Source organism: Bifidobacterium saguinibicoloris, assembly GCF_019331725.1.
GTDB classification, from domain to species: Bacteria; Actinomycetota; Actinomycetes; order Actinomycetales; family Bifidobacteriaceae; genus Bifidobacterium; species Bifidobacterium saguinibicoloris.
The window spans coordinates 89,378-107,055 of sequence record NZ_JAHBBF010000009.1; the positions used below are offsets into that span (position 1 = coordinate 89,378).

The 17,678-nt window shown below is 63.1% G+C and carries 11 protein-coding genes; 8 read left to right on the forward strand and 3 right to left on the reverse strand.

The window, feature by feature from the left end:
• Window positions 1–50 precede the first annotated feature (50 nt).
• The 3 genes from KIH78_RS07185 to KIH78_RS07195 all read right to left on the reverse strand — a co-directional run bounded on the left by KIH78_RS07185 (window position 51) and on the right by KIH78_RS07195 (window position 5,237).
• The gene (locus KIH78_RS07185; RefSeq protein ID WP_214312696.1) at window positions 51–1,259 is read right to left on the reverse strand and encodes a 2-aminoethylphosphonate--pyruvate transaminase; all 1,209 of its coding nucleotides are present in this window, start codon (window positions 1,257–1,259) and stop codon (window positions 51–53) included.
• A 306-nt stretch (window positions 1,260–1,565) separates the two neighbouring features.
• Window positions 1,566–4,430: an extracellular solute-binding protein gene (locus tag KIH78_RS07190; RefSeq protein ID WP_219131805.1), complete on the reverse strand. Its 2,865-nt coding sequence runs from the start codon at window positions 4,428–4,430 to the stop codon at window positions 1,566–1,568.
• A gap of 3 nt (window positions 4,431–4,433) precedes the next feature.
• Window positions 4,434–5,237 (reverse strand): ABC transporter ATP-binding protein, encoded by an 804-nt coding sequence (locus tag KIH78_RS07195; protein ID WP_219131806.1) that lies wholly within the window; start codon window positions 5,235–5,237, stop codon window positions 4,434–4,436.
• Window positions 5,238–5,748: 511 nt separating this feature from the next.
• Here KIH78_RS07195 and KIH78_RS07200 point away from each other — a divergent pair.
• From KIH78_RS07200 to KIH78_RS07235, 8 genes are all read left to right on the forward strand, one after another.
• Window positions 5,749–6,945: an SLC13 family permease gene (locus KIH78_RS07200; RefSeq protein ID WP_219131807.1), complete on the forward strand. Its 1,197-nt coding sequence runs from the start codon at window positions 5,749–5,751 to the stop codon at window positions 6,943–6,945.
• 325 nt (window positions 6,946–7,270) lie between these two features.
• Window positions 7,271–8,509: an ABC transporter substrate-binding protein gene (locus KIH78_RS07205; RefSeq protein ID WP_219131808.1), complete on the forward strand. Its 1,239-nt coding sequence runs from the start codon at window positions 7,271–7,273 to the stop codon at window positions 8,507–8,509.
• A gap of 121 nt (window positions 8,510–8,630) precedes the next feature.
• Window positions 8,631–9,566 carry a carbohydrate ABC transporter permease gene (locus KIH78_RS07210; protein WP_219131809.1) on the forward strand — a complete coding sequence of 312 codons (936 nt, stop codon included), beginning with the start codon at window positions 8,631–8,633 and terminating at the stop codon, window positions 9,564–9,566.
• Window positions 9,563–10,399: a carbohydrate ABC transporter permease gene (locus KIH78_RS07215; protein WP_219131810.1), complete on the forward strand. Its 837-nt coding sequence runs from the start codon at window positions 9,563–9,565 to the stop codon at window positions 10,397–10,399. Before KIH78_RS07210 ends, KIH78_RS07215 begins: the two co-directional genes overlap by 4 nt.
• A gap of 73 nt (window positions 10,400–10,472) precedes the next feature.
• Window positions 10,473–11,498: a LacI family DNA-binding transcriptional regulator gene (locus tag KIH78_RS07220; RefSeq protein ID WP_219131811.1), complete on the forward strand. Its 1,026-nt coding sequence runs from the start codon at window positions 10,473–10,475 to the stop codon at window positions 11,496–11,498.
• 161 nt (window positions 11,499–11,659) lie between these two features.
• Window positions 11,660–13,300: an MGH1-like glycoside hydrolase domain-containing protein gene (locus KIH78_RS07225; RefSeq protein WP_219131812.1), complete on the forward strand. Its 1,641-nt coding sequence runs from the start codon at window positions 11,660–11,662 to the stop codon at window positions 13,298–13,300.
• A gap of 68 nt (window positions 13,301–13,368) precedes the next feature.
• Entirely contained in the window at window positions 13,369–15,942 is a 2,574-nt protein-coding gene (locus KIH78_RS07230) for a DUF4978 domain-containing protein (RefSeq protein ID WP_219131813.1), read from the forward strand.
• 242 nt (window positions 15,943–16,184) lie between these two features.
• Window positions 16,185–17,054, forward strand: a complete 870-nt coding sequence (locus KIH78_RS07235) for a MurR/RpiR family transcriptional regulator (protein ID WP_219131814.1) — start codon at window positions 16,185–16,187, stop codon at window positions 17,052–17,054.
• Window positions 17,055–17,678 lie beyond the last annotated feature (624 nt).

A 17,678-nucleotide genomic window follows, 5' to 3' on the forward strand; every position in this document is an offset into this window, starting at 1 on the left:
TCCTTTGGTTTCCTCTTGCGATTCCCGCTGGATTCCCCGTGGAACGCGGCTCACGCGGTGAGCTTCACGTTCTTCGGCGCGGCGGCCTTGATCGGTTCGCCCGCCTTGTCCATCGCGGCGATCGCCTCCGGCACGGAGGCGGAACCGGTGGCGGCCTCGAGCAGGCCGCGCTCGCCCATGTACAGGGCCAGCAGCTCGGTCACCTTCTCGATGTCGTCGGTGTAGATCTCGCCGATGTTGCCGAGACGGAACGTGTCCTCGGTGGTGAGCTTGCCCGGGTAGATTGCGTAGCCGCGCTCCTTGATGAACTCGTACATGTCGTGGAAGTCGAACTGCGTGCCCTGCGGGTAGAGGAACGTGGTGATGATCGGGCCCTGATGCTCGTTCAGGAACACGCGGAAGCCGAGCGCCTTCATGCGGGCGATGAGCAGGTCGTTGTTGAGCTGGTATCGGGCCGAGCGGGCGGGGATGCCGCCTTCGGCGAACATCTCGTCGAGGGCCTTGGAGAAGGCGAGCACCACGTGGGTGGGGGAGGTGTAGCGCCACTTGCCGTTGGCCTTCTCGAGCGTGTTCCACTGGTCCCACAGGTCGAGGGACAGGGAGCGGGCCTTGCCCTTGGAGGCTTCGAGCTTCGCCTTGTTGCAGATGATGAAGCTGAAGCCCGGCACGCCCTGGATGCACTTGTTCGCGGAGGAGACGAGGAAGTCGATGCCCCAGCCGGAGACGGGGATGTCGACGCCGCCGAAGGAGCTCATCGCGTCGACCATGAACGTGCAGCCGTGCGCCTTGGCGACGGTGGCGACCGCGGCGATGTCGTTGAGCAGGCCGGAGGTGGTCTCGGAGTGGATCATCGAGACGTGGGTGATGGACGGGTCGTTCCGCAGGTACTCCTCGACCTTGTCGGCGTCCGGGATGCGGTCGTACGGCTCGGCGTACTGCACGTAGTCGATGCCGGCGTGCTCGCAGATCTTGACCTGACGGTCGCCGTACGCGCCGTTGGTGCACAGCAGCACCTTCTCGTCCTTGCCGATCACGGAGGTGAGCACGCTCTCCACGCCGAAGGTGCCGGAGCCCTGCATGAGCACGACGGTGTAGTCGGCCGGATCGCAGTGCGCGAGCTCGAGCAGCTGGCGGCGGATCTTCTGCGTGATCTGCTGGTAGTCCTCGTCCCACGTGCAGTGGTCGAAGAGCATCTCCTCCTTGACGGTGCGCGTCGTGGTCAGAGGGCCGGGGGTGAGCAGCTTGTATTCGTTGGCCATGATGGTCTCCTTTCGTGGGGTTCCCGGAAGCCCTCCGGGATGGTTTCGTGTGGTGTTTCGTTGAATTCCGATGCGATCGATGTCGTTGCGGCGTCTTGTCGTATCCGAGCGCCGAGTGTAGTCACGCACGTAATCGGAGAAAACTTCTACGTTGATTATGAGGTGCACTCGGCGTGTTGTATGTAGTTTTGTGAATCCCGTTCGCTCGGCGTTCACTTTCGGCGGGATGCCGGATAAGTGGGGAGCCGTATCCCGGCCCGGTGGGGGCGACGGGAACCGTCGCCCCCACCGGGCCGGGGAAGGCGACTACTCGTTCTGCGCGATGCGCTTGCATTCGGACGAGAAGTCCTGATGCTGCTGGAGGAGGTCCACCGTCAAAGGCTTGGGGAACGTCTTCGAACGCTTGGACGCATTCGCCGGGGCCTTCTCGCCCTGGTAGAGCGGCGTCGGGTACGTCTGGAGCAGTTCCTTGCGGCCCTTGTCGATGATGATCCCGGCCATCTTCTGCGCCTTCGGGTTGGTGGCGCGGCCCTTGTCGAGCACCGCCACCGATTCGGTCAGCGAGTAGTTGCCTTCGGTCGGGTCCACGTAGTCGATGGGCAGGCCCTTCTTCTTGTCCGCGACCGCCTGGTGGCGCAGGCCGAAGCCGATCGCCACCTCCTTGGCGCGCACGGACTTCAGCGGTCCGGAACCGGACTGCTCAAGGTGCGGGCCCGCGTTGCGGTAGATGTCCGTGAGGATCTGCCTGCCCTTCTCGCCGGTGCCGTAGGCGTCGACGATGGCCTGGACCATCAGCCAGCCGGTGGAGGAGCCCTCCATGTCCGGCACGGAGATGAGCCCCTTGTACTCCGGCTTGGCGAGGTCGGCGTAGCTGGTCGGCTTCGGCACTCCCGCGGACTTCAGCGCCTCGGTGTTGATGATGATGGCGCCCTCCTGCGCGGTGGTGGGGGAGCGGTAGGCCGGGGCCTTCGAGTTCTCCGTGGTGCCGAGCAGCTTGGAGTGGACGTCGGTCAGGTCGGCGAACATGTGGTTGCGTTCCTGCGCGGAATCCACGTAGTAGGAGCTCATCGTGAGCATGTCCGCCTCGAGCGCCTTGCCCTCGGCCAGCATCTTGCCGCCGAGCTCGGAGGTGCCGAACTCCTGGATGATGTACTGGTCCTTGTAGCCGTTGCGGTCGAGCGCGTGTTCGAAGGCGGTGACGGCCTCCTCGTCGGCGTTCGTGTAGATGACGACCTTGCCGCCGGCCGCCGCCGCGGAGGTGGATACCGCGCCGAAGGTGACGAGCAGCGCCACGCACACGGCGGACGTGATGCCCGTGAGCAGGCCGCGGGCCTTGCGGTTGTTGTCGGTCGGCAGCTGGAACGTCGCCGCCGCGGCGGCGAGCTGACGGCTCGGGCGCACGGTGCTGAACGAGGCGGCCACCTGCGGGGTCTTCACGGCGGCGCGCTCCTTGGCGCGGGCCTTCGCGCGCGCCAAGGAGCGGTCACGGGTGAACAGGGCGATCAGGCCCTTGACCACGAGGTTCACCACGAGGATGAGCAGCGAGAGGACGAACACGTCGTCGAACTTGGCGATGTGCTGCAGGGCGGAGATCTTCGTGGTGATGACCTGCGTGCGGGCTCCGGTGAGGAACACCACCGCGGAGATCGTCACCATCGCGTTGACGAAGTAGTAGCCGAAGATCTGCAGCAGCGTGGGCCACGCGTTCGGCGTGACCACGCGCACCAGCGTCTTGATCCAGTTGTCGCCCATGAGCTTGGCGGTGGTCTCCCAACCGGCGTTCATCTTGGTGAGCGAATCCTTGATCATCTGGTACGGGGTGGCGAAGTAGTGGATGATGTTCGCGATGATGAGGATCCAGAACGTGTTCTGCAGCGGCGAGCCGGAGAAGGCGAACAGGAACGCGATGCCGAGCACCATGCCCGGGACCGTGTTGATGATCGCGGAGATCGAATCGACCGAGCGGCGTGCCCACGCGGGCAGCTTCGAACGGGAGGTCACCAGGCCCGCGGCGTAGACGAACAGGCATCCGAAGATCGCGGTCATCGCGGCAACGTACAGCGAGTTGACGAACACCTGCGTGAGCTGCGAATCGGTGAACAGGTTCGCGATATGCGCGAACGTGAACCCGAGATGGTCCGGCCACTCCTGCACGAACGGGATGAGCAGGATCACGAGGAACACGGACAGCACGCACACGAGCGTCACGACGGACAGCACGCCGCACGTCCAGTCGCGGCGCTTGCCCTTCGGCAGCTCCACCTGGCTGATTTGCTTGTAGCGGATCGCGAAGCGTTCGAGCACGGTCATCAGGACGATCGAGATGATCGAGGGGATGAGCATGAACACGGCGATCACGGCGCCGCGGTTGAAGTTCGGGATGGAGCCGAGCATCTGGTTGAACAGCGTCATCGCCAGCACGTCGTATTCGCCGCCCACCGAGGTCGGGATGCCGTAGTCGGTGAACGCGAGGAAGAACGACTGGATGAACGCGACGGCCAGCGTGCCGACCAGCGGCCTCAGCACGGTGTTGAGGAACGTGGCCCACGGCTTGTCGCCCATGATGTGGGAGACGATGATGAACTTCTTGTCGACGAACTGGAAGCTGTTGTTGATGAGCAGGAAGCAGGTCGGCAGCGTGTAGATCACATAGCCGATGAGCAGGCCGTTGAAGCCGTAGATGTCGAACAGCGGATGCCCGATCAGCTGCGTGATGAGACCGTTCTTGCCGAACGAGTAGATGATCGCGAAGCCGTAGGTGATGGTCGGCAGCAGCATCGGCAGCTGGGCGAGCAGCGCGATGGCCTTCTTGAACCCGGACGGCACGTTCGTGCAGTTGATGGTGTAGGAGAGCAGGAACGCGAGGATCACGGCGACGAGCGCGGAGACCGCGGAGACGGTCAGCGAGTTGGTGATCGAACGCGTGAACTCGGGGCGCGACAGGATCGTCGCGTAGTTCTCCAGCGTGCCGGCGCCGGAGGCGGTGGTGAACGAGCGGATGATCACGAGGATCATCGGCACGACGAGGAAGCCGAGGAAGCAGGCGGCGACGATCGCCAGCAGCGTCCACAGCTCCGTCTGCTTCGGCTTGGAGGGACGCGCCTCGTAGTTGTGGATCTCGGGGCGGATGTTGGGCAGCTGCTTGCCCGCCTGGATGGATTCGACCGACATGGCTCAGGCCTCCCGGCCCGCGGCGACGGGCTCGGCTCCGGCGTGCGCGGCAGCGGCCCCGTCGCCCTCGTTGAACAGTGTGTAGATGTTGTTGCGCTTGACCTCGAGCTGGTGGAGGATGAACGTCCGCACGAAGTCGCTGGCCGGATGCTCGATGATGTTCTCCGGAGTGTCGAACTGCGCGACCTTGCCGTGGTTGATGATGAGCACCTTGTCGCTCATCGTGCACGCCTCTTCCGGATCGTGCGTGACCATGATCGTGGTGAGCTTGTACTGCTCGACGATCTGCTTGATCTTCGCCTTGATGGACTCCTTGATGACGCCGTCAAGGGCGGACAGCGGTTCATCGAGCAGCAGCAGCTTCGGTTTCATCACGAGCGTGCGGGCGAGGGCCACACGCTGCTTCTGGCCGCCGGAGAGCTCGTCGATGCGCTTGTTGAGGTGCTCCTCGAGCCCCAGCAGCGAGATGAGCTCCTTGATCTCCTGCTCGGAGGAGATGCCCGGGTTGTTGCGCAGGCCGTAGGTGATGTTCTCGTAGGCGGTGAGGTTCGGGAACAGCGCGTAGTCCTGGAACACGATGTTGAAGCCGCGCTTCTCCATCGGGACGTGGGTGAGGTCCTCGCCGTCGTAGAGCAGCTGGCCGCTGGTCGGCTCGGTGATGCCGAGGATGATGTTGAGCAGCGTGGTCTTGCCGCCGCCGGACGGGCCGAGGATCGACATGATCTTGCCGTTGTCCAGCTCCAGGCTGATGCCGTTCAGCACGTGCGTGTCGCCGAACGATTTGGTGATGTCCTTGAGTTCGAGCATATTCCCTTCAACTGCCTTCCGGAGACCCGCCCTTGCGGGCGGTCCGTATCGTGTGGTGCCGGTCTTGCCGGCCGGGTCCGTATTCTGTTATCGCGACGCCGGGAAGGCGTCGTGTCGGCGTGAACCTCTGCCGTATTCCATGGTGTCGCCGCTTGGGGGCGTACGGACGTCAAACGGGGGAAAGTTGGTTGAAAGTACGGTGAACAGCGAGTGAAACTACACCGGCCGGCTGTAGTCGCGTAGTTTCCGGCGGCCCGGGCGGCGACGGCGCGGGTGGTGGGTATGTGGTGGGTGCATGCGGAAGGGGCATGTTTGGAATTTGCCGTACGTTTCCCTTTCGTTCATATGTCGCAACAATGAAAAGTCGGCGATGAAACCTAATCGGCAGTAGTCGTCATCCCGGTTTTTCGACGGAAAAGGTCGGAAAACAGCACGCCGTGGGAACGTAGTTGGGGCGGGCGTTCCATTAGAATGAGTGGCGCACCATGCCGGAACATTCACGGAGGAACCGATGCGACGTTGGCTCGTCGGGCTGCTTAAGAGCGAAACCATTCTCATCGTCGCCACGGTATTGGCCCTCATCTCGTGCTTCATCGTGCCGCCGGACGCGGACTACAAGGGCTACGTCCACATGAGCACCATCAGCCAGCTGGTATGCCTCATGCTCGTGGTGTGCGGCTTCCAGCGCATTGGCGTGTTCCGCATCATCGGCTCGCGGCTGCTCAGACACGTGAATACGCAGCGCGGGCTCGTGCTCACGCTCATCTCGCTCACGTTCTTCTCCGCCATGCTCATCACCAACGACGTGGCGCTCGTCACGTTCATCCCGTTCGCCATCTCCGTGCTCGTCATGGCGGACATGGAGGAGCATGCGGTGCTCGTCGGCACGCTCATGACGGTCGGGGCGAACGTGGGCAGCATGCTCACGCCGATCGGCAACGCGCACAACCTGTACCTCAAGGCCCTCACCGGCATGCCGGCCACGGAGATGATCGGCATCATGGCGCCGTATTCCGCCACGGCGGCCATCATGCTCGTGATCGTCACCTGCGTGGTGTTCGGAGGGCGGCCGGTCTCCGAGTTCAACGAGCTGGATGGCACCGGCATCGAGCAGGGGGTGCTCGCGCCGGAGCGCGGCAAGCATCAGCCCGACGAGATCCGCATCACCGGCTACGGCGCCGGCTACGGCGGATGGCGCACCGTCGTCTATGCGCTGCTGTTCGTGGTCTGCCTGCTCGCGGTGAGCGACTTCGTGCCCCTGTGGGCCATGTGCGTGGTGGTGTTCGCCGCGTTCCTCATCTGCGACCGCAGGGTCTTCCGGAACGTCGACTGGGGTCTGCCGCTCACGTTCACCATGTTCTTCATCTTCATCGGCAACATGAAGCGCGTGCCCGAATTCTACGAGCTGGCCGCATCCCCCGTGGACGCGCACCCGCTCGAGGTGTCCGTAGGCTCCAGCCAGCTCATCAGCAACGTGCCCACCACCATCCTTCTGTCCGGATTCACCGAGCAGTGGCGTCCGCTCATCATCGGCACGAACCTCGGCGGCATGGGCACGCTCATCGCCTCGATGGCCTCGCTCATCGGCTACAAGAACGTGGTGCGCAAGTACCCGGACCGCAAGGGCCGCTATCTGGCCGTCTACTCCGCCGTCAACATCCTCTTCCTCATCGTGCTCGTGGGCCTTTCCTGGATCATCGAGCCGTGACGGCCGGGCCGGGCGCATCGGATTCCGTTTCCGTCGTCGTGTGACGGGCGGAGTGCCGCCGCGTCCGCGAGCCTTTCTCGCCGTTTGCTGCCGACATCCTCTTGTTGTATGTCGTAACGTTATGGTGAAAGCAAAAAACGTAACGTTGCGACACGCTGATATATATCTGTTGTGAAGTATTGCAAACCGTTGAAAAATCAGCGTTTTCTCCATGAGTCGCCGCGCTTGCCGGAGAAAAACCGTAACGTTACGGAAAATGGTGCTAAAGTGAAGTCATCGCCCAACGATGGAGCGAGAACATCCATAACCAGCAAGGAGAAAGACAATGCGGTCACGTATTACCAGGATGGTCGCGGCGGCGGTCGGCGCCATGGCGATGATCGTCCCGATGGCGGCGTGCGGTTCGGGCTCGTCGTCCGCATCGGGCGACACCCTGACGGTGTATTCCTACTACAACAAGAACACGATGGACCCGGTCGTCGCCGCCTTCGAGAAGGCCAACCCGGACATCAAGGTCCAGATCTCATACAGTCAGGGCGACTCCGACTACAACTCCACCCTGCAGACGCGCATCGCCGGCAACCAGGCCCCCGACGTCTTCAACCTCAACGGCAACAACCGCGCCGATCTCATGAGCAACGGCGCGGCCGCGGACATCACCGACGCCGACTACCTCAAGGGCATCGACGAGACGTATCTGGCCGACTACACCAAGGACGGCAAGATCTACGGCATGCCGATCTCCGGATGGCTGGCCGGCGTCGTCTACAACAAGGACCTGCTCAAGGAGGTCGGCTACGATTCCGTGCCCGACAACCTCGACGACTTCGCCGCGCTCGCCAAGAAGCTCAAGGACAAGGGCATCACCCCGTTCCTCGAGAACGGCCAGGAGATGTCCGGATCGCTGATCGGTCTGCTCGGCAGCTACTACGCGAAGGCCGGAGAGGACGGCGACAAGCGGATCTACGCCGGCAAGAGCACCTTCGCCAAGGAGTGGACCAAGGCGTTCGAGGCATGGAACGACGGATTCATCAAGTCCGGCGCCCTGCCCGAGGAGGCCACCGGCCTCAACGCCGACCAGGTCAAGCAGTCCTTCATCAACGGCGAAGCGGCGATGTACCGTACCGGCGGTTGGGACGTCGCCGACATCAAGGCCGCCGGCGTGAACTACGGCTTCTCGCCGTTCCCCGCGTACCCGGGCTCCGAGCCCTACATCGACGGCGGCGCCGATCCGGCGTTCGCCATCAGCGCCAAGACCAAGAAGAAGGCCCAGGCCGAGAAATTCCTCTCCTTCATGAACTCCAAGGAGGGGTTGAAGCTCTTCACCACCGCCTACGGCTCCGCATCCGTGTCCAGCAACTACGATTCCCAGATCGACGAGCAGCTCAAGCCCCTGTACGACGACTACTTCTTCAAGGGCAAGTTCCACTGGGTGTCGTTCGAAAAGGGCTCGACCGCGATGAGCGCCGAAGTCATCTCCCAGCAGCAGGGCATCCAGGGTGGGAAGACCACGCCGGCCGACGCCGCGAAGAACCTCGACTCCAAGTGGGATTCGGTCAAGTGACCCGACACTTGACGGTCCGCACGGCTGTCGCGCACGGGATGGACGGCGGATGGAATCGATATCCATCCCGTCGTCCGTCCCCATCACCACACAACAATCACCGCAAGAAAGCCATCCTCCCATGAACGTTTCGCGAACCCGCAACACGCCGTCCTCCGGCGCGGTTGCCGGCAGGAGGCGCATCGGCCCGGAGAACTGGGCCACCTTCGTCTTCCTGCTGCCGATCATGGTCGTGTTCGTCGTCCTGACGTTGGTCCCGCTGCTGTCGTCCATCTACTATTCGCTGACCGACTACAACGGATTCTCGGACGACTACGGCATGGTCGGACTCAGGAACTACGCCACGATCTTCTCCGAACCCGAGCTCCTGCACAGTCTTGGATTCACACTCCTGTTCGCCGTCTCCACCACGGTGCTCATCACCGTGCTGGCGTTGCCGTTGGCGGTCACCCTCAACAAGAAGTTCTTCGGACGGTCCTTCGCCCGTTCGCTGTTCTTCTTCCTCGGCATCCCCGCCCAGGCCATCCTCGGCCTCATCTGGCGCCAGATCTTCTCCCCGATGAAGTCCGGCATCCTCAACCAGATCCTCGACCTGTTCACCATCCCTCCGATTCCGTGGACGTCCGATGACCATTGGGCCCAGTTCGCGGTGATCTTCGTCGGCGTGTGGATGGGCGTCGGCTGGCACGCCACCCTGTATCTGGCCTACATGCAGGCGATTCCCGCCGATCTCTACGAGCAGTCGCTCATCGACGGTGCGAACTCTCGCCAGCAGTTCCTCCACGTGACGCTGCCCCAGCTGGTGCCGGCCGTGGTGGTGTCCACCTTCCTCATCATGACCGGCAACCTCAAGGTGTACGACCTCCCGTACACCCTCACCGCCGGCGGTCCCCGCAACGCCACGATGACCATCACCCAGGCCATCCTGCTGCGCGGCACCGGACAGTCGCAGTACGGCGTGGGCTCGGCGCTCGCCGTCACCTTCACCATCGCGTGCCTGTTGCTGGTCAGCGTGCAGCAGGTCGTCGCCAACAGCGTGCAAAGGAGATTCGAATGACAAACGCACGTGCCAACAGCCTGTCGCGCAGGATCGTGCGGTCGATCGTGGTGCTCGTTCTGGCGGTCGTCTGCGCGCTTCCGCTCTACTACGTCATCATCAGCTCGTTCAAGACGAGCGTGGACATGACCAGGCATCCCTTTGCTCTGCCGGAGAAGTGGATGTTCGCCAACTACGGACAGGCCATCGCGGACGGCAGCATCTGGACGGCGTTCCTCAACACGATCGTCGTCACCGTGTTCGCCGTGATCCTTCAGGTCGCCATCGGTTCGCTCGCCGCCTACGCCATGGTGCTCAAGAGGAACTGGCTCACCGTCGGCATGGGGGCCGTCCTGACGCTCGCCTTCTGCATCCCCGTGCAGTCCACGCTGCTGCCGCTGTACAAGATGGAGGGCGCCGTCGGCATCGTCGACAGCCTTCCCGGACTGATCGCCCTGTACGCCGCGGATTCGGCGTTCTGCTACTACCTCATCGTCGGATACATGCGGAAACTGCCCTTCGAACTGTTCGAGGCGGCACGTGTGGATGGCGCCAGCCCCTGGCGCATCTACTGGCAGATCGTCCTGCCGCTCATCCGGCCGATTCTCGCCACGGTGATCGTCTTCCAGACGCTGGCCGTGTGGAACGACTTCCTGAGGCCCAGCGTATTCATCTCCACGCAGGAGAAGCGCACCGTGGTGCTGCAGGTGTACAACGCGGTCAACGGCTATTCGACCAACTGGCCGCTGTTCATGGCGATCACCTGCATCGCGCTCGCCCCGGTGGTGGTGTTCTTCCTGTTCTGCCAACGGTGGATCGTATCCGGTCTGGTCGCCGGCGCGGTCAAGGGGTGATTCGCGGATGGGGCGCGATCTGTCGGCCCGCCCCTCCGCAACGTTTCGGTTGCTACAATGACGGGAGACGACGATGAACATGAAAGGTGGCATGGTGGCGACGCTCAAGGATGTGGCCCGCGAGGCCGGGGTCTCGGTCACCACCGCGTCGGCGGCGCTTCGCGGCGGTGACGGCGTCAAGCCGGCCACACGTGAGAAGGTGCTGAAGGCCGCCGCCGTGGTCAAGTACAGCGCCAACGCCTCCGCCCGCTTCCTCAAGCAGGGCAAGAGCGACGTCATCGCCTTCGTCGTGCCCGACCTCGAGAACCCGTACTTCGCCGATCTCGCCTGGGCCATCTCCAAAGAGGCGGCCAGGCACGGGCTGCAGACCATCGTCCAGCAGACCAACGCCTCGGTCGCGGTCGAACGCGACTTCCTCAAGCGGGTCAACTCGCCGATGTGCGACGGGCTGATCCTCAACCTGCACAACGTGCCGGAAAGCGAACTGCGCTCGCTCATCGGCAACCATCCCGCCGTGCTGTTCGAGGATTACTCGCCGCATCCGTTGTACGACAACGTCTCGTTGCCGCTGGAGCCGGCGTTCAAGGCGGCGTTCGCCTATCTGAAGCAGCGTGGCTACGAGCATGCGGCGATCGTCGGTGGACAGCGTCTGTCCGCCGGCCAGTTCAGCGCGGAAGGGCGCAACACCGGTGTCGAACTTGCGAAAAAGGCCATGACGGGTGTGGGGCTCGGCGTCGAAACCGACATCGTGCCCTGCGAATGGACCGTCGACGGTGGGCTCAAAGCGGCCGCCACGATCGCCCAGAACGATCTCGGATACGACGTGCTGTTCTGCATGAACGATCTCCTCGCCTTCGGACTGATGCGCGGATTCGCCAGCATGGGCATCCAGGTGCCACGCGACAAGGCCGTGTTCGGATTCGATGGTGTCAGCCCCGCCTCGTACACCTCGCCGCTGCTGTCCACCATCGCCGTAGACTTCGATGGCATGGCCGAATCGGCGGTGGCGATGCTCGTCGACCGGATGGGCGGGGACGTCTCCTCGCCGGTGAGGCGCGAGACCGTCGGATTCCATTTGGTTCGCGGCGAATCGGCCTGAGTCGGTTCGCTCGCGCCTCCCGTTGCATTTTTCATTGATTTCATATCGATCCGCCGCGGTCCCTCCGCGCGCGGAACGCCCACGTATGCCCGACGATGATTCGTAACGTTGCGGTCGTTGTGGTTCATCGGGCGTGGTCCTACGACTGAAAGGACGATTCCATGAACGACGTGTATCAGACTTCCCATAAGGGCGGCGTGTACCGTCCGGTCGAGGAGCCTCCCGCACTGACGCCGTTGCGTGAACCGGACGACGTCATCGACCGCTACGTCGCCGACTTCAACCGCAACGACGAGGAGCTGTACGTCCAGGACATCCCCAACGAGGCGGCCGCCGACTGGATGAAGCATGAGGTGCCGTTCTTCGAATGCTCCGACGTACTCATCGAACGTGTCTACTGGTTCCGATGGTGGACGTTCCGCAAGCATCTGGCATCCACGCCGGAGGGACGCATCATCACCGAGTTCCTTCCCGACGTGTACTGGGCGGGCGCATACAACTCCATCAACTGCGCCAGCGGTCACCATATTGCCGAGGCGCGCTGGCTCAGGAATGGTCCGAGACTCGTCCGCGACTATGTGGGTTTCTGGTTCACAGGGCCGGGCGACGAGCTGTCCTATTCGTCCTGGGTCGTCGACGCGGTTCGTCGTTACGCCGAGATCCGCGACGATCGTGCGTTCGCCGTATCGCTGCTCGACGAATTCGTGCGCTTCTATCACACGGTCGAGGAACGCAACATGACCCGCTACGGCCTGTTCTGGTCGTACGACGACCGCGACGCGATGGAGGATTCCATCTCCGGTTCGGGGCTGCGCCCGACGCTCAACAGCTACATGGCCGCCAACGCCCGCGCCATCGCGACGATTGCACGTTGGGATGGTCAGGATGCGCTCGCCGACGAATTCGAGGCGAAGGCGGCCTCGTTGGCCGCGCTCATCCACGAGGAGCTGTGGGACGAGGACGGACGGTTCTTCAAAGTGCTGCCGCTCGACGACAAGGACGGCATCCTCGCCACGACGGACTTCGCCGACGTGGATCCCTCACGCAACGTACGCGAGGAGATCGGCTACATCCCATGGATGTTCGATCTCGCCGACGAACGTCATGAGGACGCATGGCGGTTCCTCGCCGATGCCGACCATTTCGGCGGCGCCGTAGGCATCCGCACCGCCGAGGCGTGCCACCCTCGCTACATGAACTGCGATTCCCCGCACGAATGCCAATGGAACGGTCCCTGCTGGCCGTTCGCCACCACGCAGACGCTCAATTCGATGATCGCCGAGATCCGTTCCGGTCGCGGTGGCGTCACCTCCGATGACTTCATGCGTGAGATGCGCCGCTACGCCGCCATCCATCGCCGTCAGGCCCCGGACGGCGGGGTCGTCGACTGGATCGACGAGGACCTCGACGCCGACACGGGAGCGTGGATTTCCCGCGATCGGCTTGAAGCATGGAAATGGCGTGAGGACAAAGGAGGCTACGAACGCGGCAAGGACTACAACCACTCCACGTTCGCCGACCTCGTCATCTCCGGTCTCGCCGGTGTACGGGTCGAAGGCGTGCCCGATCGTCCGAAGACGGGCGATGCCGCCCATTCCACGCTCATCGTGAAGCCGCTCGCCGTAGGACACTCGATGCCGTACTGGCGCCTGCTGGGATTGCCGGTCGGCGGCACGACGGCCGACATCTACTACGACCGTCTCGGCGACCGTTACGGCCACGGCATCGGGCTGACCGTGATCGTCAACGGCGAGACGTATCGCAATGAGTCGCCGACGCCTTACATCGCAATAGCGCTCTGACGATGCCACGGGCATCGTCCCCCAAATCATCCACCGGCACGACAATCAACCAACCAAGAAGGAACATCATGTCACAGACGACACATCATCCATGGAGGACGGCGCTGCATGCCGTCATCGCCGTCATCGCCGCAGCCGCCATGGTCGCACCGGCCGGTGCGGTCGCCGCGGAAGACGGCGGACACGCGCAGGACAATCGGCGCGTGGTCTCCCGCGTCGCACGGAAAAGCAACGGCGAATACTACCTCGAAGTGAACGGGCGCCCCTATCTGTACTCGTTCGCTCAGAACATGGGCACCTGGGAACGCATGGGACATCAGGAGGAATTCAAGGAGGACTCCGGCTCCAGCAGAGACGGCTATCCTACGGAACACCTCGATCTCGGCTTCAGTGAGAACGCGTACGAGAAGACCGCGAACCTCAACTACGCGACCATCTCGCAGGCGCTGCTGTGGAGAGATGTCGAAACGGCTCCCGGCGTATACGACTTCACCGTGCTGGACGCCTACGTGAAGTGGGCGAGGAAATACGGACTGAAGATCGACCTCGCATGGTTCGGATCCGCATGCCAAAGCGGCTCGCGCATCCCCACATACAGCAGCGCATGGAACGGCAAGGAACACAAAACCGTCGACATCGGCTACCAATACACCGCGCCGTCCTGGTACGTGCAGGACGAGGACGGCAACCCCATCGGGGACTACTACGACATCACCGGAGGCAAAGGCAAGGTCGACTATCCGCTCATCACCACCGGTCCGAAGGCCGAAGCGATGAAGCAAGCCGAAATCAAGACGATGGAGGCGATCTTCGCTCACCTGGCGCAGACCGATCCGGCCGGCACCGTCATCTCCATCCAGCTCGAGAACGAGGCGAACAACAACCCGCATTTCAAAGACCAATACATCAACTGGATCAACGATCTCGGCAAAGCCGTCAAGGAATCGGACTACAGCATCGCCACCCGCGTGAACTACTCCGGCTCCGGCTATCCGGTGAACGTCAACGATTACGCATACATCGACTTCGCCGGACCCGATCCATACTCCACCAGCGTGAGCCGCATGAAGGAGATTATCGCCGACGGCAAACGGAATTCCACACTCGGCCACATCGCCGAGAACTCCGGCGACTACGCCAATCTGACCTCATTGGAGACCACCGCCTTCGCCGCAGGCGGCGGATACGGCACCTGGGAGATTGACAACTGGTTCTGCGACGGTGGCGGCGGTCACTTCAACGGTCCGCACGCGTTGTACTCCAACCTGGACCAGAGCGACATCCACTCCCAGGAGATGTACTACGACTGGAAACTCGGCGAGATGCCCACCATGACCGAACAAGCCAAAGAACTGCAGCGGTATAACCCAGGTCTCAACGCCATGGGACAGGTGCTGGCGGGCGCGACGGCATCCGACCGCACCGGATTCAACATCGACCAAGACGATCCGCAGACCGAATACTCGGCCATGAAGACGATCGGCCGGTACCGTCTCGGATTCCACACGACCGACGGCGCCGTCGGCATCGCTGCCACCGCTGGCCGGAACCTGTACGCGACCTCCGACACCGCCGGCTCCGTCACCATCACCACCGAACAACGACCCGACGCCGCCAGCGTCGGCGCATTCGGCGACGACGGCGAATGGACGGCGGCCGAGCAACGCGCCGTCGCCGCGCAGGACGACGGCACCTACGCCATCACACTGAAGACGGGGGAGGCGTTGCGCCTCGCCATGCCGGTCGGCGACGTACTGAGCAACCTGGCGTTGGACGCCACCGCGGAACACAGCAGCGTGAACGCCGACTATCCGGCCTCGAACGTCAACGACGGCGATGAATGGAGCGGCACGAAAAGCCGGAATGACCCCACCTATCCGCAATACGTCACCTTGACGTGGGACAAGCCGCAGACCTTCGACACCGTCGACCTGGCCGGCATCTACGCCAAAGACCAGAACCCCACCAATTGGGACATCGAGGTCTCAGCGAACGGCAAGGACGGATGGACGCCAGTCGCCTCCTCCGGCGACGTGACATGGAGCACCTCGGACGGCACGGCCGAACACCACACCGTCACGATGCCCATGCAACGTGACGTCACCGCCATGCGCATACGCATCAACAAGGCGGCAACCACCTGGGGAGCGTACTACATCACCGAAATCACCGTGACCAACACGTTGCAGCCACTGACGGAACTCGTCGCGGACATCGATTCCTCTGGGCCGAAGGAGACGGACTACACCGCCGAGACATGGCAGCCGTTCGCACAGGCGCTGAGCGCGGCCCGCACGATGCTGAAGCAATCGGAGCCCGACGGCAAAGCGGTGGACGAAACAAAACGGACCCTGGAATCGGCATGGAGGGCGTTGACGAAGGAGGAGCGGCCGGTCGATCCGGACCCCTCCGAACCGGACCGGCCGAACACGCCCGACGACCAAGACAAGACGGACCGACCGAATTGGCCGGCGGAACACGGAAACGACGGGGATGACGAATCCATCGATGCCGCCACCGGTCGAAAGCGGCTGTCCGACACGGGTTCCGCCGTCGCCCTGATCGCCGTGGCCGCCACCGTCACCGCGCTCGCCGGCATCGGTATAGCCATCGTCGGGCGCGGGTACGGAGACCGCGGATAGGAGACGGCCGGAACGGCATCCCAGTGCGGGCCCGGCCATGCCGGGCCCCGTCGCGTTCCGCCGGAGACGAGCCATGACGGCGGATGCATTCGCATCGCAATGCGACGCAAAAGTTAACGGACGGTTCACCTTGAAGACAACCCGCGTCATCCGCCGCCACACCCGCGTCGGCTAGTGTCGATTGCGGCAAACGAACAAGACGCCCGCGCGCGCGGGCGGAACTACTCCGGGGAGATGGAACAGTGCAGTCTTCGGTGGGAATTCGGGAACGCATCGACCACATCTATCCTTCGCTCCGCCCCGCCGAACGGGCGGTCGCCCGCTATGTGCGCGACCATCTCGACGAAGCCGCCGAACTCACCGTCGGCCAGCTCGCCGACGAGGCCCAGGTGAGCCAACCCACCGTCATCCGCTTCTCCCGCAAGCTCGGCTTCGGCGGATACCGCGAACTGCGCTACGTGCTGCGCCACCCGGAGGCCGAACACCAGGTGACGTTCGACCCGCTCGAAGGCTTCGACCTCAACCCGTGGGACGATCCGGAGGACGTGCCGGCCAAGGCCGCCGCCGGTGCCACGTCGCTCATCGACGAGCTGCGGCGATCCCTCGACGTCAAGGCGTTCCGCAAGGCCACCACGCTGCTCGCCGAAGCGGACGCCATCGACATCTACGGCGTGGAGAATTCGCTCGTGCCGGCCACCGACCTGTTCACGAAGCTCATGTATCTGGGATTGGACTGCCGGCTCAACACGGACGCCTACCTGCAGCAGATCGGCGCCGGCCACCTGCGGGACACGGACGTGGCCATCGCGTTCTCCCATTCCGGCTCGTCCGCCGACACCGTCAAGGCGCTGCGTCTGGCGAAATCCGTCGGCGCGCACACCATCGCCGTGACCAACCACGTAGGTTCCCCGCTCGCCGGGTCCGCCGACGTGACGCTGCTCACCGGATCCGGCGCGCACACCATCTACGGCAACGCCATCTTCTCCCGCGTGGCGAACGTGGCCCTCGTCGACATGCTGTACATGGGCGTCATCCTCTCCGACTACGGCAGGTTCTCCACGGCCCTCGACCAGTCCGGGCGCATGATCGCCGACCGCGAATACCACGGCTGATCTCCGCGACGCCATGTGTGCCCTTCGTGCCTTCCGTGCACCCCAACGTCTGCGAAATCTCGGCGAAACACGGTGAAAACGACGTCCCCATCAGGGACGAAACGGGGGTGACGGAAAAATCAAACCCCTTGGAATCGTTGGAATTCCAAGGGGTTTTCCGGTGACCCCGGCCGGGCTCGAACCGGCGACCCTGAGGTTTGAAATACTGTAATACGAGGGGTTACGGTGTTTTATGGACATGTATGAAAACGCTGGAATATCAACGTTTTTCGGTTTTCAGGTCTACGGTAAAACATGACTGGAAACGGCGTTTTATGAAGTTCATGTTGTCTGTATGTTGCCTGGTTTTATTGCTGCCCACGCCAACTGTGGAGATAATCTCCACGACTGTCCGCGCCAGTTGTTCGTGTCATACGAATAACTGCCCACGCCAGTTGTTGGGGTAATCGAAACAACTGCCCACGGCTGCCAGTTGTGGTCATAATGTCCACGGCTGTTGTCGGCGTGGGTGTAGTCTGGCGGTAATCGATTCTTAGGCCGTCCGTCCTTCCGTCGTCCTACAGGGCTTCGGGCTGGGTGTGCTATCGGACGGCCGCAATGCTTCGGGGGATGGGTCCGCCGGTG